The organism is Labrenzia sp. C1B70 (assembly GCF_000475395.1).
Lineage (GTDB): Bacteria > Pseudomonadota > Alphaproteobacteria > Rhizobiales > Stappiaceae > Roseibium > Roseibium algicola.
Genome location: NZ_AXCE01000009.1, coordinates 43736 through 65385, shown reverse-complemented (window position 1 = coordinate 65385; position 21650 = coordinate 43736). Strand labels below are relative to the sequence as shown.

The following is a 21650-nucleotide window of genomic DNA, read 5'->3' as shown; positions in this document are numbered from 1 at the left end:
TGAATTTGGGGGCGCCATCATGTCATTGCTGATCCGCATCGTTCTTGCCGCCATGCTGACCGTTGCCGCCCTGTTGCCGGCAGCCGCGCAGACCAGCGACCAGGAAACACGCGTCGCGACACCGACCTCGTTCCTCGAGGCCTGCGCGGACAAGATCGAGAACCGGGGCCGGCTGCGGTTCTGCGATACCTATTTCCGGGAGAAGCTGGGCACCGAAGCCGACGCGCTGCTTTACCTCCGTGACCGGATCACGCGTCTGCGTGCCGGCCACGAGGCTAGCTCGGCCGAGAAGTACCAGAGCTTCCTGCAGGCAATCTATATCGTGGCGTTCCTGACTATTGCTTCGATCGTGCTGATCGCCAGCGACCGGCGGATCGGCGGTACCGCCAAGTGGGCCGGCCTGACCAGCACCGCGGCCCTTCTGGTGATGGTGTTGATTGTGGCCATGGGCTGGCTCGGCAAGTACCGGGCCGAATATGCGGCCCAGGTCGAACTCGGCATCCTGCGGGACCGGATCGAGACGGAAGCTGCCCAGGCGATTGCCACCAAACAGCAGATCACGCCGGAGATCGTGCGCGGCTGGACCCGCGACTTTTCCGACATCGGCCGCCGCTTTGCCGAAAACTACGGCGCTGCGACCATCATTCCCGAAGTGGACCGGCTCGGCAACTGAGGCCTCCACGTCCCGTTTCGCGGTCCTGAGACCGCACCAAGTTTGAAGAGATCGAAAGATGAAATTCACCCTTTCCTGGCTCAAGGAGCATCTGGAAACCGACGCCAGCCTGGAAGAGATCGTTGAACGTCTCACCCTGATCGGCCTGGAAGTCGAGGAAGTCACCAACCGCGCCGACCGCCTGAAGCCGTTCAGAATCGCAAAGGTTCTGGAAGCCGAACAGCACCCGAATGCCGACCGGCTGCGCGTCCTGAAGGTTGACACCGGCGAGGGCGACCCGGTGCAGGTTGTGTGCGGTGCGCCGAATGCCCGCGCCGGCCTTGTCGGCGTGCTCGGCAAGCCGGGCGACTATGTTCCCGGCCTTGATGTCACGCTTTCCGTCGGCAAGATCCGCGACGTGGAAAGCTTCGGCATGATGTGCTCGGAGCGCGAGCTGGAACTTTCCAACGAACATGACGGCATCATTGACCTGCCGGCGGATGCGCCGGTCGGCATGGCCTATGCAGAATGGGCCGGCCTGGATGAGCCGGTCATCGAAATCGGCCTGACGCCGAACCGCCCGGACTGCACCGGCGTATACGGCATTGCCCGTGATCTTGCCGCAGCCGGCCTCGGCAAGCTGAAGGAACGCAGCAACGAACAGGTTCGCGGCAGCTTCCCCTGCCCGGTCGACGTAACGCTCGACTTCGGCGACACCAAGCCGATGTGCAAGGCCTTCGGCCTGCGCCTGGTCAAGGGCGTGAAGAACGGCCCCTCGCCGAAATGGCTGCAGGACCGCCTGACCGCCATCGGCTTGCGTCCGATCAACGCCCTCGTCGATATGACCAACTACATCACCTTCGATCAGGGCCGGCCGCTGCACGTGTTCGACGCCGACAAGGTTCACGGCAACCTGGTTGTCCGCCGCGGCAAGCAGGGCGAGAAGATCGACGGCCTCAACGGCAAGAGCTACGAACTCGATGACACGATCTGCGTCATTTCCGACGACAACGGCGTTGAAAGTCTCGGCGGCATCCTGGGTGGCGAGCCTTCCGGCTGCACGGAAGAGACTGTCAACGTGCTGATCGAATCCGCCCTTTGGGACGAGGACGACATTGCCGCCACCGGGCGCAAGCTCGGCGTCAATACGGACGCACGCTATCGCTTCGAACGTGGTGTCGATCCCAACTACATGATGCCGGGTCTGGAATATGCCACGCGCATGGTCATGGACCTGTGCGGCGGCGAGCCGTCCGAAACGGTGCAGGCCGGTTCCGTGCCGGATACCAGCAACATCATCGATTTCCCCTATTCGGAAATCAGGCGCCTGTCCGGCGTCGATGTTCTGCCCGCTGAAGCAAACGTCACCCTGAAGTCGCTCGGTTTCTGGATCTCCGGCGCTGGTGACACGGTCAAGGTGGCCGCGCCCAGCTGGCGACCGGACATCGAAGGCAAGGCCGACCTCGTGGAAGAGGTGGTGCGCATCATCGGTCTGGAGCGTGTTCCGTTCACACCACTGCCGCGCACCGGTACCGTCGGCCAGAAGGTGCTGACCACCGGACAGATCCGCCGCAACAAGGCGCGCCGGGCACTGGCCGCCCGTGGCTTCAATGAAGCGGTTACCTGGTCGTTCATTGCCAAGGATCACGCTGAACTCTTCGGTGGCGGCAGCGCTGCGCTTGCGCTGGCCAATCCGATTTCCAGCGAGATGTCCGACATGCGCCCGAGCCTGCTTCCAGGCCTTTTGCTGGCGGCACAGCGCAATGCCGACCGGGGCTATGGCAACGTCGCCCTGTTCGAAGTCGGTCAGGTGTTCGAGAACGATACTCCGGAAGGCCAGAAGATGGTCGCAACCGGCGTGCGCCGCGGGTCTGCGAAGCTTCAGGGTTCAGGCCGGCACTGGTCGGGCGTTTCCCAGGCCGTTGACGTGTTCGACGCCAAGGCGGACGCCGAAGCAGCGCTGGCGGCCATCGGCGCGCCGGTAGACAAACTGATGGTGTCTGCAGATGCCCCGGCAACGTTCCACCCGGGCCGGTCCGGCTGTCTCAAGCTTGGCCCGAAAAATGTTCTGGCGGTGTTCGGTGAAGTTCATCCGCGCACGCTGCAGCTGCTCGACATCGAAGGACCGCTGGTCGCCTTCGAGATCTTCCTTGATGCGTTGCCCGAACCCAAAGGCAAGGGTGGCCGTTCGAAGGGGGCCCTCAATGTCAGTGGCCTCATGCCGGTGCAACGCGACTTCGCGTTCCTTGTCGGCAAGGACATTTCGGCCGAGGCATTGCTCAAAGCAGCTCGTGGCGCGGAAAAGACGCTGATCAGCGATGTCACGCTATTCGACATTTACGAAGGTCAGGGTGTGCCGGAAGGCCAGAAGTCAGTCGCCATCGACGTGACACTGCAGCCGCGTCAGAAGACCCTTACGGACGAGGAAATCGACGCCGTGGCGAAGAAGATCATTGCCAATGTCGAGAAGGCAACCGGTGGCACGCTGAGAGGCTGAACCGGCGTTTCACAAGACTGAAAAAAGGGGCTGCGCGAACACCATCGCGCGGCCTTTTTACTGGCGGGCCTGCCCCATCTCTGCACAGACAAGGACGGAACATTTCGGGTTGTCCTTGGTCGGCACGAATGTCGGGCGCACCGTCTGGCCCGAGAAACACTGGTTCCGGCCGACGACAAACCGGTCGAACTTGTAAGGGCCTGATTTCAGATTGATGCCCCCGAATCTCTTGATCAGGTCCTGCGTCTGGTCACAGGTCAGTTGCGTGGTATCGGGCTGACGCCTGGTTTGCGCTTCCGCCTGCAGCACAGGGACAAGAGCCGCACACATAAACAGGCCTGCCTGAAGTGCGGACTTCGCAATTAACAGTTGTTTTCTTGTATTATTCTCGTTCATCGCAAGGCCTTTCCTGAGTATTCAGGCGAAGTCATGTATTAAATGGCTATGATTTCCAGCAGTAGGTAATCCGTATTTCATATTTGTGAAACGGTTTCCAAATGCAACACAGCGCTGCCCCGTCCGCGCATGAAATAGCAAGAAAAGCCTGCAAGGCGGTTAAGACTTGTGCCTCTTTATCCTGTTTTTGCAGAAGGATCCCGTTTACCGCTGCGTCCGGTTCTGGAAACACCTGTAGCCGACGGAGCACTGCGGATTGTCTCGCGTGGGAGCAAATTTCGCACGGACCTGCCCCGTTTGCGGCCGGCAATAGCTGCCGTTTGCAACGAAGCGGTCAAAGGTCGATTGGCCGGTCGTCAGGACGATGCTGCCGCTTTTCCTGACCAGTTCCTGAGCCTGGGCACATGTCATTGAACGCGTGTCCGGACGCCCGGCCTGGGCCATGGCCGGTTCTACGGCGGCAGTGCCCCCGAGCCAGGTAAACGCCAGGAAGCCGAAACATGCGTTTCTGGAAAGTCGGGTCACATGACGTCTCCTGTTGAGGTCCGGGAGGGCAACCGCCCCGGATACGGCTCAGTCATACCGCCAGGGTTGGGGATTGATACAGCGAAGCACGTAGCATTTCGCATTGTCCCTCGTTGGAATGTAGTCCCGGCGCGTGACCTCGCCATGCTGGCAGTAGCTCCGGTTGGCCACATACCGGTCGAACGTATAGCGCCCGGTGCTGAGCACGACGGCCCCACGCTGATTGATCATGGACTGAACCTGTCCGCAGGACATGGCGGTGGAATTCGGCCGTCCGGATTGGGCCGCAGATGGCAAAGCGGTGACAAGCACCGCCCCGCAAGCGGCCAGTGCGGCGATCATTTGTGTGCGTGGCAAGAGGTACATCGGCAATTCCTGAAAAAACCAAACGTCTCCGAAGGAGATGGCGCCTACCTGCTTCATGTCAAGTCGGTGCCCCTCATCCGGTAGCGCGCGTATCTGCGGAGGACACATTCGCATGCATGGTCCTCATCATGCACGGCGCGCGATACCTTGAGAATCGGATAGGTTGCCCCTTCGCGAAAAGAGGATCCGGAAATGACCGCCGATTTGCAGATGGATGTACGCGACGCAAGGCTGGGCGATCCCTATGCCGCCAGTGAGGAGACGCGGCTGGCAGGTCTTGAGCAGATCCTCAGGACCGTGCCTCATGTAATGGAAATCCTGACCACCGTCCGCAACCTTGCCCTTCCTGATGCCTGGCTGGTGTCGGGCGGTATCTACCAGACTGTCTGGAACGCCCTCACCAACCGCCCCCTGCTGCACGGCATCAAGGATTTCGACATCATCTATTTCGACGGAACAGATCTATCCTACGAGGCTGAGGACGCTGTTATCGGCAAGGTCAACCAGGCCCTGCCCGACTTGGCGAGCCTTCTGGAATTGAGAAATCAGGCTCGCGTCCACCTGTGGTACGAGAGCCGTTTCGGCAGGCCCTACCGCCCTCTCGACTGTGCCATGGATTCGCTGACGACCTATGCCTCGCGCACCCATTCGGTGGCGGCACGGCTCGAAGAGGACGGGCACATGGTGTTGCATGCGCCTTTCGGCCTTGCCAACCTGTTCGGCATGCGGCTGGTGCCCAATTACACACAGCCGAACCCGGAAACCTATGCGGAAAAGGCGGCACGGATGAAGGCCCTCTGGCCGGAGCTGACAGTCATTCCCTGGGACAATGCCTGAGCTGCTCTGTTAGCGTACCGGTTATCATCCTGCCTTGCGGGTGGCTTCATTGTGTTGCCCGGCTTCCATGTGCCACGAACCACTCGCTTGTTCCGAAAGCAGGCGAGCGCGTATCAGACCGCGCACGGAATTGCCGACGTAGACTTCCTCGGCCTCTTGCAGATCCTGAAGCGTAAGGTCTGCCTCGCTTGCCAGACTACGTTCCAGAAGCCCCGCCCGGAAGGTGCCGGGGAGAAGCCCGTGACGAAGCGCAGGCGTCTGCAAGCTGCCGTTCCGTTTCACGAATAGAGTGGTGTAGCTGCCCTCGGTGAGATAGCCGTTCTCGTTCAGGAACAGCACCTCCTGGCAACCGGTTTCCGCCTGATACCGCTGGCGCGTGTCATCGTAGAAGGCCCGGTTGGTGGTCTTGTGGAACAGGAACCTGTCGGTTGACCAAGTGGTTTCTTGCGCAATCACCAGATTGAAAACGGCCTCCTGACCGGCCGGCGGAAGATCCGTCGACGTGACCGAAATGCCGCCATCCGCCGACAGCAACAGCCGCACACGCCTTGAACCGGCAAAGGTGCGAACATGCTGCAGAAGCTCCTCACGCACGTCTTCTTCGCGGAAAGGAAAGCCGAAATAGGCCGCTGAGGCCTGCAGGCGCTGCATGTGCCGTTCCAGAAGCAGGTAGCCGTCGCCCGGGTGATAAGCCAGCGTCTCGATCAGATCGAAGCCGGGCGTGTCTTCACTCATGAACCTCAGTTTCAAGACGCATTCGTCGTATTCGGGAGACGCGCCACTGTCGAAGATCACACCGGACCCGCTTCCAGCTTCGCCGCTACCGTCGTTTCGCAGCACCAGCGTCCGGATGGCGACATTCAGCCGGAAATCGCCTCCAGGCGCGAGATAGCCGATCGAACCGGTGTAGACGCCACGTGGGCCGGTTTCCAGATCCTGGGCAATCTGCATGGCGCTGAGTTTCGGAGCCCCCGTGATCGAACCGCAGGGGAAGAGATGTTCGGCGATGCGTGCAAAGCCGACGTCATCGGGAACTTCAGCTTCGACTGTCGAGGTCATCTGGTGAAGGCTTTGGTAGCGCTCCACCTCGCACAGCTTGGTCACCTTGACCGTGCCGGTGTCGGCGATGCGCGACAGGTCGTTGCGCATCAGATCGACGATCATGGTGTTTTCGGACCGCTGCTTGGGATCGCTTGAGAGCGTGCGCGCAATCGTGGCGTCCTCGGAAGCGTAACGTCCTCGGGGCGCGGTGCCCTTCATGGGTTTGGTCCGCAGGCAGGTGCCCCGGCGCTCCAGGAAAAGTTCCGGCGAGAGAGACAGGATCGTCCGGTCTTCAAGACGCAGGAAAGCGGCAAATTCCACCGGCTGGCGACGCAGAAGGGTCTGGAAGATCCGTTCCGGAGCCCCCTGGTGCCGGAACCGCGCGCGCATGGTCAGGTTGACCTGATAGATGTCGCCCTTCGCCAGATGGTCGCGGACGCGGGCAAAGGCCGTATCGTAAGCGGCCCTGTCCATATCGAACTCCGGCTTGCCGATGGCAGCCTCGCCGTCGCCAGCCACCTTTTCCAGCATAGCTTTGGCTTCGTCCAGACCCAGTTCCACCGGCGCGCCATACAGCCCGAACCAGAGCAACGGCTCTTCTGATTGATGAAACCGTTGCCGCAGTTTTTCCTCGAAGGCAAAACCCAGTTCATAGGCAAGGTAGCCTGCCGCATAGCGCCCGTCCGCCTGGGCGGCCTCAAGCTGTTCGAGGCAGCCCTGAACCTCCTCGAGCCGGGAGCAAGTGATCACCTCATCCGGCGCCTGAAACAACAGCGCAGACCGCTGCTTCAACAGGTCCAGCAGCAGGACCGTTCCGGGCGCGAAGGAGGATGCAGGCATCGTTTGGCGTTAGTGTCCGCAAGGGTGAAGAATGCTGCCAGCGTGGCACGTTTTCATCCGCAACGCTGGTTCGTTAGGGGCGGCTCATGGCATTCAAGCGACATCAGGTCAAGCATGCAGGACAGGAGAGCACCCCAAGAACGAAAAAACCGGCGGACTGGCCGCCGGTTTCAGAAGATCACGATCTGTTGCGGCCGTACTCTCAGGCCGCGACATCCTTCAGGAAGGCGGTGATTGCCCGGCGCATGTCCTGGGTCTCCACATCGAGGGTCTCGGCCGCCTCGACCATGGAGCCGACCGAGTGGCTGGTGCGTTCGACAGATTCCCGCACACCGTCGATGTTGTTGGCAACCCGGCCCGTGCCGTCCGCGGCTTCCGCCACATTGCGCGAGATTTCCTGGGTCGCCGCGCCTTGTTCACCAACAGCGGCAGCAATGGCGGCCGTATAGCTGTTGACCTCGTCCATCGTCGTCGCAATCACTCCGATGGATTCCACCGCGTCCTTGGTTTCCGCCTGGATCGCCGCGATCTGGGCGCCGATTTCTTCCGTTGCCTTGGACGTCTGTGTCGCCAGTTCCTTCACTTCGGCAGCAACAACCGCAAAGCCCCTGCCAGCTTCGCCCGCGCGGGCCGCCTCGATGGTGGCGTTGAGAGCCAGAAGGTTGGTCTGTTCGGCAATCGCCTGGATCAGCGTGACGACCTCGCCGATCCGATTGGCCGCATTCGCAAGGCCCGCGACCTTGCTGTTGCTGGTTTGCGCATTTTCCGTCGCCCGGTTGACGATGCCGGTGGTCTGTTCGACCTGGCGCGAAATCTCCGCGATCGAGGACGACAGCTCTTCTGCGGCGGAAGCAACCATTTGCACGTTTGAGGACGCCGTTTCGGACGCATCCGATACGGAGCCTGCACGCGACGAGGTGTTTTCGGCAACGGTTCCCAGCTCGGTTGCGGCATCCCGCATTTCGCGCACCTTCAGGCCGACACCGTCCAGCTTGGCAGCGATATCACTTTCAAACGCCATGATGCGTTCGTTGATGACCTTCTGCTTGGCGCGCTCCATCTCGTCATTTTCAGCGGTCCGGTGCTGCAGCACCATTGCCTGGGCGCGAGCGGCCTCGGCCTCCTCGCGTGCCTTGTCGGAAGCGGCAAACGCTCGTGCAAGACTGTCGGTCATCCACCAGAGTGCGCCGACTTCCGCAACCACGACAAGCGCATGAAAGACCACGCGGCTGAAATCCGCCCCACCGGGGAAAACGGCCCAGGGCATGGCGAAATTCAGGACAAGGTGGTGCACGGCGACGACGGCCGCATAGGCAACCAGCGCCCGCCAGTCGACCCAGCTGGCCAGGATCGCCAGAACGGCGAAGAAATACATATGTGCGTCGAGCTGATAGGTGATCTGACCATCCGGTGTAGCCAGAGCGGCCACGAACAGGGCAACCAGCCCGGCAAGGGACATGGAGGTGGCAAGGCGCGTTTCGACGCCGGCTCCGAACTTGATCCATGTACCGGTGGCCGCAACACCCAGGAGCAAGGCTGCCCCGCAAACCGCCACGAGAGAAACATAGCCAACCCACCAGGCTGTTCCCATGACCAGGAAGACATTCACCCAGATAAAATGGATCAGCATCCGCGCAAACTTCTGCCGAAACTGGTCCAGACCGGAAAGCTGACCCGACATCTGATCCGCTTGAGACATTTCCACACCGTTCATTTCAACTGCTCCAGGGAGACACCGCTCAATCGCGCACAGGCTTGCGCGATGAAGGAAGACGCCACAAAACCGGCGCCTGACCGGTAAAGATTTGCGATGGACTGTTGTTCACCGGCTTCGGTGAGCGCCACCCAGCTTCTGTCCCCGACGAACAGTACCGGGCCACCCGATCTGGCGATGACACTGACCGCGCTTTCACCCCAGGGCCATGCGAATACCGCGACCGGCCCTTCGCGGGCAGGCATCAACGAGCCGACCAGCATCAACAGGCAGCTGGCCAGGAAGTATCCTGTCGCGAAAATTTTTGCCGAACGGCTCACGAAGTCGATCCTTAAACGCCCATGCGTCAGGTCTATCCTCGCAGCGCAAATTTAAGAAAGCCTGAAACTTCCCTAGAGTATTGAAAGATATAAGCTATGTACGAAATTGTACTTATGTAGATCCTGACTTTTTTGACCCGCGCCAGCTGACTTTCAATATGGCCAACTTCGGCAAGGAAACGGTTGAAACACTGCCGGCTTCAGGCGCCGGAGAATGCAAAAAGACGGGGCAGCGCCGTCACTGGCACTGCCCCGTCTGGAACTCAACCGGAACCAAGCTAGCGATCGGACAGCCGTCAGGCAGTCTGGCCCAGCCCGACCGGGCACGAAATGCCCGTGCCGCCGATCCCGCAATAGCCGGCCGGGTTCTTGGCCAGATACTGCTGATGGTAATCCTCGGCGAAATAGAAGGTATCCAGCTCCCGGATTTCCGTCGTGATGGAGCTTGCCACGCCACCGGCCTTCAGGGCAGCCTGATAGGCTTGCCTCGACTGTTCGGCACCGGCAAGGTCGTCGCCTTCGCTCACGTAGACGGCCGAGCGATACTGGGTACCGGTATCATTGCCCTGGCGCATGCCCTGGGTCGGATCGTGATTTTCCCAGAAGACCTTCAGAAGATCTCCGAGGGAAATCTCCGCCGGGTCATAAACGACCAGGACCACTTCCGTGTGGCCCGTGCGCCCGGTGCAGGTTTCATGGTAGGTCGGGTTGGGCGTATATCCACCCGCGTAGCCGACCGCGGTGACATAGACACCGGGCAGCTGCCAGAACAGGCGTTCAGCGCCCCAGAAGCAGCCCATTCCGACCACAAGGGTTTTCATGTTGTCCGGATAGGGGCCCGCGAGCGGCCGTCCGTTGACGAAATGCGGCTCAGCCGGCCGGATCGCCTCGGAACGCCCCGGCAGGGCCTCGTCCTTGGCCGGCAGCGAAAATTTCTTGGTCAGCATCGTCATGAACGACATGGCTTTCTCCCACACATGCCAACAAAGCCTCTCGAGGATCCCGGGAAGCAGTCGGCTTATTTCAGGAGCTAATGTGGCGCAGCTGCGCCCGCTTTCCAAGAGGCCCGTCACGCAACGGTGTTCGCGTGTGAGCGGAAACTGCCGTTTTGCGACACCTCGTCTGGTGCTGCAAGAAGCCGCGTCAGGCGTAAAGCGCACGCTGGCTGCGGCGCTTGGCTCCCAGCCAAAGCAGCGCCAGGCCGATCGGAGCGAAGACCGCCCAGACCGGCCAGGTCAGGACAGTCTCTTTCAGGGTCTGCCAGACCGTCGGGTCGAAAGACGCCACGATGTGGGCTTCCGCCATTTCGAGAGAGGCGGGCGACAGGTTCTGCCAGACCTGGCCAAGCTGGGCCAGACGGATTTCGGACAGGGCAATGGAAGAACTTGCATCGGAAATGCCGGCAATAATCGCGACGGCGACAAAGCCGTAGCCGAGGATGCGGAATAAAAACTTCAAAACACTGATCATCGCTTTGCTTTCAGCTTTGCCAAAATATTAAACGGAGCGCTCGCTCCAGTCAGGCCTTCAAATATTAGCCGCCGGATGTTGAGCATTCCTTTAGGGTAATATCACCCCGCGCAGGAACAAGATTTGATATTCAACACATTCTTGTGACTTTGGTTCCCGGCTTTCGCAAGTGCTTTCGTTTCAAATGCTTCGAAATAAATTCAGGCAGCGCGGTAGTTGCAGTGCAGCATTTCCCCAATACGCAAGCACAAAGCCGCCTGCTCAGACTTGTGTCACACCGTGGCCGCCTCGTCTCCCCGGCCTATCGCAACGCCGAACCCCAAGCGAGGCTATCTTCCCGCACAGAGACTAAGCCGTGCCATGATCTTGCCGGCGAGACGTCTCTCGACCCTCGAAAACACCAGACGCTGATTCTGCGCGGCCATACATGCGCCCGGCCAGCCTCCAGCCCCAGACAAACCGCCTTGGTACTGCCACGACAGGAAAGATTTTTTCGGTCCAGGCATTGCCGGCTGCATGGCACGTTACAGCCGTTTTTTGCAGCTCGTCCGAGCCCCGCAACCCCTCGACAATCCACAGCGGCGAGGCACCGAAAAAAAAACTTGTTCAAGTGCTTGCACTTGATCGCGCCATGGGTATATTGCGCCCCACTCAAGCGGGTGACGCTTGCGACGGACAGGTGGCCGAGTGGTTGAAGGCGCACGCCTGGAACGCGTGTATACGGGCAACCGTATCGAGGGTTCGAATCCCTCTCTGTCCGCCATTTCTCTTTCCAAGACATTGAAATTTTTTGTTTTTAAGGTTGGCCTATCGCTCAACCCATCATTCTGGCCATGGCAGGCCCGGTCATTCCACAATCTGTCCAAATTATGCTCATGCCTCGCTATTTCCGCTGCAACCTGAAGCATCGCTGCTTATCGCTTGAGGCGTAGGTGGCAACCAAGACGCACGCAGCGTGCCGGAGGCCAGGCCCGCGTTGTATGTCAGCGTCTGGCGAGCGAAGAGAACGTCGACTGGAATAAACGTGCTGGCAGCAATCGAGCTCGCCAAAGAACTCGGACCGACCGCGACCGTCGTTACAGTCGCTTGTGACAGCGGCCTCAAATACACGAACGGCGTATTGTTCAATGGTTCGAGGTACAACACTTCCTAAGTGGCTTACCTCTTAAAAGACATCGAATGTTAGCTGCTGGAATTCAAATCAATTCCCGACAGGAGTTGCGCTGCCTATGTCTGCTTCAGGGAAACTTGCATACGGAACTAAACGACCTATGTGGGGCCGCGAAGCCGCCATTGAACCAATCGAAGGTGAATGTCCGGATTCGGCCGTTTGTGTCGACCAGCACCACGAGGTAGGGATAGGCGCGTCACGACGGCGAAAGGCTGCCTGGAGCCCGCTTTGACCAATGCTGCATTTTGCAGCAAAGTCAGCTTTGTAAGAGACTTTTCTTAAACGCACCCATCCAAAATTCGCGTTGGAGAACCCGTGCCCACCATCACCGCATTCAAATCATCTCCCGACAAAGGTGTCGGCCTTGCGCGTGATATGCGTGTCCGTTGGGCGCTTGAGGAAGCCGGCCAGTCCTATGATGTGCGACTGGTGACTTTCAAAGAATTGAAGCAGCCAGCGCACCTCGCCCTCCAGCCCTTCGGTCAGATACCAACCTATGAAGACGGTGACGTGGCTTTGTTCGAATCTGGGGCCATCGTGTTCCACATCGCGGAGCGTCACGCTGGCCTGCTGCCCGGCGATGGAGCAGGACGCGCACGGGCGATAAGCTGGATGTTCGCTGCCCTGAACACGGTTGAGCCTCCGATCGTCGAGCGCGACTACGTCAAGTATTTCGAGGCCGATAAGAGTTGGCAAGCGGAACGGTTCGCCATGGTCGATGACCGCATCCGAACACGGCTGGATCAACTCGCCGCCGCCTTGGGAGAGCCGACCTGGTTGGCCGGACCTTTCAGCGCAGCCGATATCCTTATGGTTCACGCGATCCGCAGGTTAGAGGGATCGGGCATACTGGAAGAGTATCCAATCTTTATGGATTACATCGCGCGTGCGGCAGAGCGACCCGCCTACAAGCGAGCATTCGACGCGCAGTACGAGGTGTTCCAGCAAGCCTCGTCGAAGTGAGAAAGCAGACGTTGCCCGCGACAATGTAGATGGCAGCCAAGTCCCCTAAGTGGGCCTTGGAAGTGAGGTAGATAACGCAGCAGTGGATGGGTGGTGTGGCGGGCCGGCGCGCAGCATGCAGTTCCACCGATGAACGGCAGCGGACCGTCGGGTAATGGCCGCAGCGATAAGCGAAGCGGACATTGGTGCGCCACGCAGCCAAGGTCCGGATCGTGTCAGAGAATAGGTTGTCGGGAATTGCGCGCCTTCTCACTGCAACAGAGATGACCCCAGCCAACGGAAAGTCAATTCAGTCCGCTCAAATAACCTGACGCAGAACCGCTTCCGGACATGGAGAAAAAGACGCCATTATCACGCTCAGCGCTGTTTGGCTTCTGCCGAACCCTGTTCCTCAGGGCTTCCGCTGTAATGGATACCCCAACCTCAAGATTTGAATGGTGTTCACCAAGGCTCGGATCAATGAGGCCGTGCTGGTACCGGTCGACAAGCGTTTCTGGGAGGTCAACCAGCCAGAAGTTTTCGTCAGAATGGAAGGACAGAAGGATCGTATAAGGGGCAATCCCATGTTCTTTGATCATCGCCTCAATCAGAAGCATGCCGCCATCAAGCGATAGGCCCACCTCCTCGCGAATGGCCTGGGGTGCTTCTGTGTATCTGTAGGCGGGTGCTGCCCTGCGCGGCATTCGAAAAAACAATGGTGGCTTTTCAAGCAGGCTGGGGCAGAAAGTGCCAATTTTTTCGATGAAGACCTTTCCTATGCCGAACTCATCGCCATGAAAGGCAATCATGTGTTCAACCGACTTGTAGGCAATGTGTTCGTGCCCAACGAATTCGGCTGAATTCGCATCACCAACCAAAACGTCGTTCTGGTAATCGACGTCCAAAAGCGTGAATTCACATCCGGTGATCCCAATACTGAAATTCCATTGGTGCTCAAAAAGACGATTTACGTCTCCGGGATTGCGCACCAGGATCTTGATCCCAATGACACCAAATGGCGCTTCGCGTGAGATCATCTTTTGAACGGCGCCGTCTTGAATATCAAAGACTGTGGAGGTGTTCCGCAAGTCGATGAGATGAGACTGAAATTCAGCGCCTATCCTGTCAATCAGTCTTTCAACGCGGCCCTTACTTGGTGACACATCAGTCTCCGGTCTCTTTCTGGTCGCTCATGCTTCAGACTAATATATGTGATCCGCGCATTGTCGGTAACTCCCTGCCTTTGAAAATAGCGCACCTGGTAAGGTTTAGAAGGTCCTACCCATAGCACCTTCACCCGACGCGAAATGAACGGTCAATCCGTATGCGATGAATGATGGCTTTTGGGAGCAAACGGAAAGCCGACGAACGACCAAAATGGGGACGCATTCCGGACCACCAGCTTCCATAAATACCGACACCGCGTTTCTGGGCGATTCTGGGTGGTGCTGTGGTCCGGAGAGCGCTCAAGGGAGTTTCAGAGACGGTCCCGTCAATAAGAAGCTTGCAGCATCCTGAGATAGTCGTCGGCGGTTGCGTCAATGGGGTTGGTCTTGTGGCTGTGGTCGGCCAATGCACCCTGAATGATGCGGTCGAAGAGATCTTCCGAAACACCCAGCTCCGACAGGCTGACGGGCAACCCGATGGCCGCCGTCATCTCCTTGATGGCCGCTCCGATATCCGTTCCGGTAGCCAGACCCATGGCATCGGCCATCCGGGCATACTTGTTTTCGCTGACGGATGTCGGGGCCGCCTTGTTGAATTCCAGAACTGCAGGCATGAACACCGCGTTCAAGGTGCCGTGGTGCAGTTTCGGATTGAGCCCGCCGAGCGCATGACTGAGGCTGTGCACACAGCCCAGCCCTTTTTGGAAGGCCATCGCGCCCATGGTTGCGGCGATTGCCATGTTGGCGCGGGCGTCCTTGTCATCCGGTGTTTCCGTCGCCTTGCGGATATTCGCCCAGGCGCGGCGCAGTCCTTCAAGTGCGATGCCGTCTGCCGGCGGATTGAAGGACGGGGCAAGATAGGTCTCGATGCAGTGCGAGATAGCGTCCATTCCGGTGGCTGCAGTCAAAACGGGCGGCAGCGTCATGGTCAATTCCGGATCGACAATCGCGGCTTTCGGAACAAGGAATGGAGACAGCAAGCCGACTTTTCGGCCATCATCCAGTATCACAATCGCCCCGCGTCCAACTTCGCTACCGGTGCCTGACGTTGTCGGAATAGCTATGGTCGGCCAGGTTTTGGCCGTGATTTTTTGCAGGCCACCCTCGATGACCGCATAGGTCTTCAGGGCGCCGCCATGTGCGGCGAGGATGGCAACCGCCTTTGCAAGATCGATCGCCGATCCGCCACCAATGGCGATAATTCCGTCGGCTTCAACCTCTTTGAACAAGTCAGTCGCGACACGAACGGCCGCCTCATTCGGATTTCCGGGGGTCTCGTCGTAGACGCCTGCCAGCTCCTTGCCGAGGACGGCTTCAATCTTGTCGAGAAATCCGAGCCCGCGCACGCCTTTGTCCGTCACTACGAGCGGGCGCGAAATTCCGGCGAGCGCCAGTTCCTCCTTCAACGTGGCAAGCTCGCCAAAACCGAACTGGACCCGGGTTACGTAATTGATCAGAGGCATGCCGCTCCCTTTGCTGATATGCCCATTGAAACCGACCCGGATTGAACGCAGGCCATTTGGGCGAATATTTTTGGTTCGCCGCAAGATAAACTCTAAATGTGACCTGTAAATCCACTCTCTTTCAATTTGGGTATAACGAGAAGAGAATTGACGCTTCCCGCAATGCCGTCTCTCTCGAGAGAGAGACTTGGTTTGCTCTCCGTCATTTCGGTGATCGATGACAACGGATAACTGGCAACGGTTCGTCCGCCCAGGGTCAGCAGCAAACTGGCAGCTTGCGTGCTTCGATCGGGTTTAGTAGCGCAAGCGCTCTCCATTCCGCCGACCTTCATCTACCTTCTTCTGACGAGTGCTCTGAAAGGTACTTCAAGACGGCAAGTCTGCGGCCCGTGGGTTCGCTTGGCGGGCGCTGAAATGGTCTGTGTCCCGGCATCGCCTGTGACCCGTTTAAATTCTGAACTAAAAATTCAACTTTTTTAATCCGGACCGGTTCCCTCACTCGCTGCTTTCGGTGTAAAGATCGATTAGCCAGGGCAGCGACGGTCTTGATGATGATCGCGCAGACCGCCTCAGCCTTCAAAAATCTCCAGCAGTTCTGAAAGCCAATCGTGCGTTTCGTGCGTCCCGACGGGACAGCCCTTTTCGCGGATTGATACCTCCATCCGGCTTCGCCGATGCCACCCACGTGCTGCCCTGGAGACAAGTCTTTAACTCGAATGGCGCGCGGCCGGGGTTCTTATCCGGAACCAGGCCGCGAGCCGCTACGGGAGAGCGAAGGGATGAAGAGATCTTTGGTTTCGGCGCCGGTTCGGGCGGTTGCGCTCGCCTTGATGCTGAGCAGTCAGTTCGCTGCCGCAGCCAACGCGCAATCGGCGTCTCAGGCAGCGTCCCAAACCGCCTCCAAGACAAGCGAAGCGATCGCCGTCCAGTTGAACGATGCGGAGACGGTCGACGGGTCCTGCCGGTTGACCTTCGTCATCCGCAACACCTTGCCAATACCCGTCAACGCCCTTGGTCTCGACCTGGTGATGTTCGACACGTCCGACGGCGTTTCCGGCTATGCGGCTATCGACTTCGGCGATCTCCCCACCGGCAAGACGCGTGTCCGGCAATATGACGTTGCCAAGGGAGACTGTACCGGCATCTCTCGCGTCCTTGTGAACGAGGTGCGCGCCTGTGACCTTCAGGACACCGCCCAACAGGACTGTCTGCCGCTGCTGCGGATCGACTCGCGGTCGGAAATCGACCTGATCCTCTGATGAAAACCCAAGCGTGATCAAAATGCCTGATGTCCCTACCGCGGCCCTGCCGCACTTCCTGTCTCCATTGACCGGCCTCGTCGATCAGGGCGGCCCGGTGGTGTTGTTCCTGCTTGCCCTTTCCCTGGTGGCGGCAGCGCTGATTGCCGCCAAGCTTTTGCAGTTCCTGTATCTGGGTGTCGGGCGTTTCGGTACTGCCCGCAGGGCGCTGGACCTTTGGCTGGACGGCCGGCCTCAGGAAGCGAAAACGATGGCGGCCGGTGGAAAATCCGTGGTTGCCGACATCATGCTGAAGCTCGTGCAGGGCAGCGCTTGCGGCAACACCAGGACCGAGCTTCTGAAAGAGGACGTCGAGCGGATCTGTATCCAGCGGATCAACACGCTGAGGGCATACCTTCGCCCGCTCGACATGATCGCGCAGACAGCACCGCTGATCGGCCTTCTGGGGACCGTACTCGGCATGATCGAGGCCTTTCAGGCCATGCAGGGCGCCGGCGCGGCGGTGGACCCTTCCGTTCTCGCCGGCGGTATTTGGGTAGCCTTGCTGACGACCGCCGTCGGTCTTTCGGTCGCAATACCCGTGTCGGCCATTGTCGGCTGGTTTGACAGCCGTATCGAGGCGGAGCAATCCGAGATGGAAGCGCTGGTCACGGCGTTCTTCACCGGGGCGATCGCCGAACGCGGTGCGGCCCGGATCGTGGCCCTGGAGGCTTCGGAGACGAGGCATGCAGTTTAAAGCAAGAGTGCGGCGCAAGCCCGTCGGCCTGACCTCGCTGATCGACGTCATCTTCCTGCTGCTGCTGTTCTTCATGCTGGCGTCCAGCTTCACACGGTACCAGTCGCTGGACATTTCCAGCGGTGCTGAAGGTGGCGGCGCGGCGCAAAGGCCCGCCTACCTGCGTATTCACACCTCGGAAAAGCTGGACCTGAATGGCCGCCCCCTGATGAAGGCGGACATGGCGGAACTGTTTTCCGCGCTCAAGGAAAACAGTGTCGTCGCGATCTGGTCCGGCCCGGATGCAAACGTCCAGGACGTGGTTGATGTCATGGCCGAGGTTCGCAGAAGCGGGCTGAAGAGCGTTCTGGTGACGGGACAATAGGTGACCTCATGCGCATGAAATCCCCACAGCGCCGCGAACCGCCGGAAAACACCATTCCGCTGATCAACGTCGTTTTCCTGATGCTGATCTTCTTCCTGTTTGCAGGGTCGGTTGCCCGGGACGATGCCAGGAAAATCGAACCGCCGCTGAACATACTGGAAGACGAGACCATCCGGTCCACCGGCGCACTCATTGTTGACCCGCAAGGCCGCACCTTTGCCGGAGAGGCCGAAGTCGGCGTTGCCGACTGGCTTGCGCAGCAAGAAGAGCCAGGCGGCAAAGACGGCCCGATCAAGGTGGCTGCGGACGGCACGCTGAAGGCGGATGCCCTGGAAAAGGTGTTGCGCGAGCTGAAGGATGCCGGACGCACCGACATCGTGCTCATAACAAGAAGAGGCTCGAAGTGAGTTTCGCGCGTTTCCTGGCTGCCGGGGCCATCCTTTCTCTGGTGCTGCACGGCACCGGCGCCGCCTTTTTCGCGAAAGATCCGAATGAGATCTCCATTGCAGCTTCTGAAGGCGGCGGCGTTTCGGTGATCGGGTCCATCGAGGATCTTGTAGCCGGAGCACAAGTGGATGCCGTAGCCGATCCTCAGCCTGTCGAGGACGTGAAGCCGGACGTAGAGCCAATCGAAGAAGTACAGGTGAACACCGCAAAGCCCGAGGTGCGGTCCAGCACGCCGGTAAAACCGGTAGAAGTGCAGCCAAGCCCGGCCGTCGCCGAGGCAGTGCCTGACACGCCAGCTTCAGAACCTGTTCCGTCCGTTCCGATGGTCGCAGGCGTTACTTCATTGGATCCGGTGAAAGCGCCGGCGACAACGCCGCAGGTGGCGACGGTGTCAGAAACGTTGCAGGGCAGTGTCACACCGGAACCGATCAAGCCGGTCGACCCAGTCGAGCCGGCACCGGAGCAAAAACCTGTCGAAGTTGCACGGGTGGAGCCAGCCGCACCGGTTGAAACAGTTCAGCCGGTGGACACGCAAACCGAAGTGCAACAGCCAGTTGCCGATCCGCTGGCCGAGGTCACGCAGACACCGAACCGCAAGCCCAAGCCACCGGTGCGAAATGCGGAAGCTCCCAAGGTCGAAGAGCAGGAAAAACCCAGGAAGGTTGTGAAAGCGCAGAGGAAGGGTGCGGAAACCAGCGCCCGAAAGGGTGGTGAACGCGTCACCAGCCAGAGCGCGAAATCCAACACCAATGGCCGGGCGGATGCCCGTACCAAGGATGGCGGCACCAAAGCAACGTCCAATTATCAGGGCAAGGTGGTGGCCAAACTGCGCCGCGCAAAACGTTATCCCCGTGAAGCGAAACGTCAGAGGCTGGAGGGAACGGTGAGTGTCGGCTTCACGATTTCATCCAACGGCGCTGTTTCCGGCATTCGCGTGACCCGGTCTTCCGGGCACCCGGTGCTGGACCAGGCCGCGCTCGACATGGTGCGCAGGGCTTCGCCCATGCCAAAGTTTCCGGGTGATATTCGCGTTGCGCGCATGAACATGCAGGTGCCAGTCCGCTTCGACCGCTAACACGCCGAGCCAAAACGAGGGCAAGGCGAGCACCGTCAAGCAGCAGGGGTCTGCCGGTAGCTCTGCTCCAGTTCGATCAGGCGTTGCTTGCGCCAGAGCCCCCCACCATAGCCGGTGAGGGAGCCATCCGCGCCGATGACCCGGTGGCACGGCACGACGAGAGCAAGTTGGTTGGCGCCATTGGCCCGGGCAACCGCCCGCACAGCTTCCGGCCTCCCCAGCGCCCTTGCCAGTTCGGAATAGCTGCGTGTCTCGCCAGGCGGAATGGTCAGCAACTCGCGCCAGACATCCCGGGTGAAGGCAGAACCGTGTAGAGCAAGCCTTGTCTGGAATTGACCGCCGGTTCCGGCAAAGAAACGATCGAGTTCTCCCTGGATCTGGTCGGTGACCTCCGTTCGCCCAAAGCCGATCTCACCCTTGGCGTAGGTCTGCAGCTTCCTGAACTCTGTCGGAAAGGCCTTTCGGTCGAGAAATTCCAACAGATGCAGCTGGGTCCTGTCGGTGACGGCAATCAGCGGACCGAGCGGCGACGCCACCCAGTCGGCGAAAAGCAGGGGCTTGGCGGAAAAGACCCCGGGAGACTGGCCGAGAATCTTGGCGAAGGCTTCGCGAAACGCGCTCGGCGAGTCGAACCCGGCCGTGATCTGCGCATCGATCACCTTGCCGCCGTCGGCAAGCGTCGAGAACCCTTCCTGCAGGCGCCGCTGGCGCGCCATTTCCAGAAAGGTCATGCCGAAATGCCGCTTGAAGGCCCGGCGCACCGTTGAGGGGTCGAACCCCATGCGCACGAGATCCGGTTCGCCCCAGCGGTAGGATGGACGCATTTCCAGTGCCTCGATCAACGGCTTCACCACCGGGTCGGCAGTGGCCTCCGGCGTGGTTGGACGGCAGCGTTTGCAAGGGCGGAAGCCGGCGTCAAAACATTCGGACACGGTGTCATGGAAGCTGCAGTTCTCCCGCTTCGGCTTGCGCGCCGGGCAGGTCAGCCGGCAGAAAATTCCGGTAGAAGCTACACAGACAAAAACGCGTCCGTCGTAGGACGGATCACGGTTCAGAAGCGCTTCATAGAGCGTGTCGAAACTGGGTCGGGTCATAAGCATGACCCGACTTTACGCCTGGCGAGAATTCATTGCAGCCGGAAATCGGGCGTTAATTTCATTCCATCGGATAGCGCCGGAAAACAAACCTTTCCATCGTCATCCCGGCCAAGCGTCAGCCCGAGCCAGGATCGGAGAGCCACCGGCGCACGGCGTGGGCATGCGCTCAAAGGGCAAGGCACGGACGCCCCGATCCCGGATCTCCGTTTCACTGCGTCCGGGATGACCAACCGAGAGGTGAGAAGTCACGCGGCCAGATATTTCGTGAAACACCATGGCAAACCCACTCCATCGTCATCCCGGCCAAGCGCAGCGCGAGCCGGGATCGGAGAGCCTCCGGCGGTCGGCGTGGGCACGCGCTCAAAGGGCAAGGCACTGGTGCCCCGATCCCGGATCTCCGTTTCACTGCGTCCGGGATGACAAGCCGAGAGGTGAGAAACTGGCCTCTACCGGTACACTTCGCTCTCACCAGGGAAGCTGCGGTCCTTGACCTCTTCCGAATAGGCTTTCACCGCTGCCTCGATCTGGCCGCCAAGATTGCCATAGACCTTGACGAATTTCGGGGGCGTCGGGTTAAGGCCGAGCATGTCCTCCAGCACCAGGATCTGACCGTCGCACTCCGCGGACGCTCCGATGCCGATGGTCGGTATCGCGATCTGTTTGGTGATCCTCGCCGCCAGCGGCTCGACCATGCCTTCCAGAACCAGCGCGAAAGCACCGGCCTCGGCAACGGCTCTTGCGTCTTCCTCGTGGCTGGCCCAGCTGTCCTCGTCGCGCCCTTGCGTCTTGAAACCGCCCATGACGTTGACCGATTGCGGCGTCAGACCGATGTGGGCCATCACCGGAATGCCTCGCTCGCTCAGGAAGCGGATGGTCTCGGCCATGCGGGCGCCACCTTCAAGCTTTACGGCCCCGCACTGGGTTTCCTTCATCACACGGGCAGCGTTGCGGAAGGCCACCGACGGGCTTTCCTCATAGGTGCCAAACGGCATGTCGACCACCACCAGCGCCCGGCTTGTGCCGCGCACCACGGCCTTGCCATGCATGATCATCAGTTCCAGCGACACGCCGACGGTGGATTCCATGCCGTGCATGACCATGCCGAGACTGTCACCCACCAGGATGAAATCGGCGTATTTGTCGACGATGGCCGCCGTATGCGCGTGATAGGAGGTCAGCGAGACGATGGGATCACCGCCCTTGCGGCGGGTGATCTGCGGAGCCGTGATGCGGCGAACGGGTTTCTGGGTGCTCATGCGGCGTCCTTTCGAT

General features: G+C 59.9%; 21 protein-coding genes and 1 tRNA gene. 10 read left to right on the top strand and 12 right to left on the bottom strand.

All coding sequences use genetic code 11. The features are described 5' to 3' along the window. Positions 1-19 precede the first annotated feature (19 nt). Both Q666_RS45420 and pheT read left to right on the top strand, forming a co-directional pair. On the top strand, positions 20-673 hold the full coding sequence (locus Q666_RS45420) for a hypothetical protein (RefSeq protein ID WP_022999681.1): 654 nt from the start codon (positions 20-22) through the stop codon (positions 671-673). A 58-nt stretch (positions 674-731) separates the two neighbouring features. Continuing rightward, a complete protein-coding gene (gene pheT, locus Q666_RS45415; RefSeq protein ID WP_022999680.1) occupies positions 732-3149 on the top strand; it encodes a phenylalanine--tRNA ligase subunit beta in 2418 nt (805 codons plus the stop codon). Positions 3150-3206: 57 nt separating this feature from the next. On the opposite strand, the gene Q666_RS45410 is transcribed toward pheT, so the two are convergent. The 3 genes from Q666_RS45410 to Q666_RS45400 all read right to left on the bottom strand — a co-directional run bounded on the left by Q666_RS45410 (position 3207) and on the right by Q666_RS45400 (position 4436). Then, positions 3207-3545 carry a hypothetical protein gene (locus Q666_RS45410; protein WP_145915833.1) on the bottom strand — a complete coding sequence of 113 codons (339 nt, stop codon included), beginning with the start codon at positions 3543-3545 and terminating at the stop codon, positions 3207-3209. Between the two features lie 204 nt (positions 3546-3749). After that, positions 3750-4070, bottom strand: a complete 321-nt coding sequence (locus Q666_RS45405) for a hypothetical protein (RefSeq protein ID WP_022999678.1) — start codon at positions 4068-4070, stop codon at positions 3750-3752. A gap of 48 nt (positions 4071-4118) precedes the next feature. Then, on the bottom strand, positions 4119-4436 hold the full coding sequence (locus tag Q666_RS45400) for a hypothetical protein (protein WP_035908077.1): 318 nt from the start codon (positions 4434-4436) through the stop codon (positions 4119-4121). A 192-nt stretch (positions 4437-4628) separates the two neighbouring features. Between Q666_RS45400 and Q666_RS45395 the strand changes: the two genes are divergently transcribed. After that, on the top strand, positions 4629-5273 hold the full coding sequence (locus Q666_RS45395) for a nucleotidyltransferase family protein (protein ID WP_022999676.1): 645 nt from the start codon (positions 4629-4631) through the stop codon (positions 5271-5273). 24 nt (positions 5274-5297) lie between these two features. Here the strand turns inward: Q666_RS45395 and pabB are convergent, their stop codons facing one another. From pabB to Q666_RS45370, 5 genes are all read right to left on the bottom strand, one after another. Next, the gene (pabB, locus tag Q666_RS45390; RefSeq protein WP_022999675.1) at positions 5298-7154 is read right to left on the bottom strand and encodes an aminodeoxychorismate synthase component I; all 1857 of its coding nucleotides are present in this window, start codon (positions 7152-7154) and stop codon (positions 5298-5300) included. Positions 7155-7356: 202 nt separating this feature from the next. Continuing rightward, positions 7357-8868: a methyl-accepting chemotaxis protein gene (locus tag Q666_RS45385; protein WP_022999674.1), complete on the bottom strand. Its 1512-nt coding sequence runs from the start codon at positions 8866-8868 to the stop codon at positions 7357-7359. Continuing rightward, the gene (locus Q666_RS45380; protein WP_022999673.1) at positions 8865-9188 is read right to left on the bottom strand and encodes a hypothetical protein; all 324 of its coding nucleotides are present in this window, start codon (positions 9186-9188) and stop codon (positions 8865-8867) included. Before Q666_RS45380 ends, Q666_RS45385 begins: the two co-directional genes overlap by 4 nt. Before the next feature lie 296 nt (positions 9189-9484). Beyond that, a complete protein-coding gene (msrA, locus tag Q666_RS45375; protein WP_022999672.1) occupies positions 9485-10150 on the bottom strand; it encodes a peptide-methionine (S)-S-oxide reductase MsrA in 666 nt (221 codons plus the stop codon). Positions 10151-10331: 181 nt separating this feature from the next. Next, positions 10332-10646, bottom strand: coding sequence for a hypothetical protein (locus tag Q666_RS45370; RefSeq protein WP_145903647.1), 315 nt, complete (start codon positions 10644-10646; stop codon positions 10332-10334). Positions 10647-11331: 685 nt separating this feature from the next. On the opposite strand from Q666_RS45370, the gene Q666_RS45365 reads away from it, so the two are divergent. Together Q666_RS45365 and Q666_RS45360 are read left to right on the top strand one after the other, a co-directional pair. Beyond that, positions 11332-11421, top strand: a tRNA-Ser gene (locus tag Q666_RS45365). 783 nt (positions 11422-12204) lie between these two features. Then, entirely contained in the window at positions 12205-12792 is a 588-nt protein-coding gene (locus Q666_RS45360; RefSeq protein ID WP_081713246.1) for a glutathione S-transferase family protein, read from the top strand. Between the two features lie 284 nt (positions 12793-13076). On the opposite strand, the gene Q666_RS45355 is transcribed toward Q666_RS45360, so the two are convergent. Together Q666_RS45355 and Q666_RS45350 are read right to left on the bottom strand one after the other, a co-directional pair. Then, a complete protein-coding gene (locus tag Q666_RS45355) occupies positions 13077-13934 on the bottom strand; it encodes a hypothetical protein (protein WP_145903644.1) in 858 nt (285 codons plus the stop codon). Between the two features lie 329 nt (positions 13935-14263). After that, positions 14264-15400, bottom strand: a complete 1137-nt coding sequence (locus Q666_RS45350; RefSeq protein ID WP_022999668.1) for an iron-containing alcohol dehydrogenase — start codon at positions 15398-15400, stop codon at positions 14264-14266. 779 nt (positions 15401-16179) lie between these two features. Between Q666_RS45350 and Q666_RS45345 the strand changes: the two genes are divergently transcribed. The 5 genes from Q666_RS45345 to Q666_RS64830 are packed head-to-tail and all read left to right on the top strand — an operon-like array spanning position 16180 to position 19281. After that, positions 16180-16659, top strand: a complete 480-nt coding sequence (locus Q666_RS45345) for a hypothetical protein (protein ID WP_031268876.1) — start codon at positions 16180-16182, stop codon at positions 16657-16659. Between the two features lie 22 nt (positions 16660-16681). Continuing rightward, positions 16682-17395: a MotA/TolQ/ExbB proton channel family protein gene (locus tag Q666_RS45340; RefSeq protein ID WP_031268875.1), complete on the top strand. Its 714-nt coding sequence runs from the start codon at positions 16682-16684 to the stop codon at positions 17393-17395. After that, complete coding sequence (locus tag Q666_RS45335) at positions 17385-17759, top strand: biopolymer transporter ExbD (protein ID WP_031268874.1); 375 nt, start codon at positions 17385-17387, stop codon at positions 17757-17759. Before Q666_RS45340 ends, Q666_RS45335 begins: the two co-directional genes overlap by 11 nt. Positions 17760-17773: 14 nt before the next feature. Then, positions 17774-18166: a biopolymer transporter ExbD gene (locus Q666_RS45330; protein WP_208993849.1), complete on the top strand. Its 393-nt coding sequence runs from the start codon at positions 17774-17776 to the stop codon at positions 18164-18166. Further along, positions 18163-19281, top strand: coding sequence for a TonB family protein (locus Q666_RS64830; RefSeq protein ID WP_022999663.1), 1119 nt, complete (start codon positions 18163-18165; stop codon positions 19279-19281). The genes Q666_RS45330 and Q666_RS64830 overlap by 4 nt, the downstream gene beginning before the upstream one ends. A gap of 35 nt (positions 19282-19316) precedes the next feature. On the opposite strand, the gene Q666_RS45320 is transcribed toward Q666_RS64830, so the two are convergent. Then, positions 19317-20381 (bottom strand): trifunctional transcriptional activator/DNA repair protein Ada/methylated-DNA--[protein]-cysteine S-methyltransferase, encoded by a 1065-nt coding sequence (locus tag Q666_RS45320; protein WP_022999662.1) that lies wholly within the window; start codon positions 20379-20381, stop codon positions 19317-19319. 443 nt (positions 20382-20824) lie between these two features. After that, the gene (gene panB, locus Q666_RS45315) at positions 20825-21634 is read right to left on the bottom strand and encodes a 3-methyl-2-oxobutanoate hydroxymethyltransferase (protein ID WP_022999661.1); all 810 of its coding nucleotides are present in this window, start codon (positions 21632-21634) and stop codon (positions 20825-20827) included. Positions 21635-21650 lie beyond the last annotated feature (16 nt).

Coding starts and splice junctions, on each gene's coding strand:
- Q666_RS45420 (WP_022999681.1), top strand. CDS start 20: ATGTCATTGCTGATCCGCATCGTTCTTGCCGCCATGCTGACCGTTGCC.
- pheT (WP_022999680.1), top strand. CDS start 732: ATGAAATTCACCCTTTCCTGGCTCAAGGAGCATCTGGAAACCGACGCC.
- Q666_RS45410 (WP_145915833.1), bottom strand. CDS start 3,545: ATGAACGAGAATAATACAAGAAAACAACTGTTAATTGCGAAGTCCGCA.
- Q666_RS45400 (WP_035908077.1), bottom strand. CDS start 4,436: ATGTACCTCTTGCCACGCACACAAATGATCGCCGCACTGGCCGCTTGC.
- Q666_RS45395 (WP_022999676.1), top strand. CDS start 4,629: ATGACCGCCGATTTGCAGATGGATGTACGCGACGCAAGGCTGGGCGAT.
- pabB (WP_022999675.1), bottom strand. CDS start 7,154: ATGCCTGCATCCTCCTTCGCGCCCGGAACGGTCCTGCTGCTGGACCTG.
- Q666_RS45385 (WP_022999674.1), bottom strand. CDS start 8,868: ATGAACGGTGTGGAAATGTCTCAAGCGGATCAGATGTCGGGTCAGCTT.
- msrA (WP_022999672.1), bottom strand. CDS start 10,150: ATGTCGTTCATGACGATGCTGACCAAGAAATTTTCGCTGCCGGCCAAG.
- Q666_RS45360 (WP_081713246.1), top strand. CDS start 12,205: ATGCGTGTCCGTTGGGCGCTTGAGGAAGCCGGCCAGTCCTATGATGTG.
- Q666_RS45350 (WP_022999668.1), bottom strand. CDS start 15,400: ATGCCTCTGATCAATTACGTAACCCGGGTCCAGTTCGGTTTTGGCGAG.
- Q666_RS45345 (WP_031268876.1), top strand. CDS start 16,180: ATGAAGAGATCTTTGGTTTCGGCGCCGGTTCGGGCGGTTGCGCTCGCC.
- Q666_RS45340 (WP_031268875.1), top strand. CDS start 16,682: ATGCCTGATGTCCCTACCGCGGCCCTGCCGCACTTCCTGTCTCCATTG.
- Q666_RS45335 (WP_031268874.1), top strand. CDS start 17,385: ATGCAGTTTAAAGCAAGAGTGCGGCGCAAGCCCGTCGGCCTGACCTCG.
- Q666_RS45330 (WP_208993849.1), top strand. CDS start 17,774: ATGAAATCCCCACAGCGCCGCGAACCGCCGGAAAACACCATTCCGCTG.
- Q666_RS45320 (WP_022999662.1), bottom strand. CDS start 20,381: ATGCTTATGACCCGACCCAGTTTCGACACGCTCTATGAAGCGCTTCTG.
- panB (WP_022999661.1), bottom strand. CDS start 21,634: ATGAGCACCCAGAAACCCGTTCGCCGCATCACGGCTCCGCAGATCACC.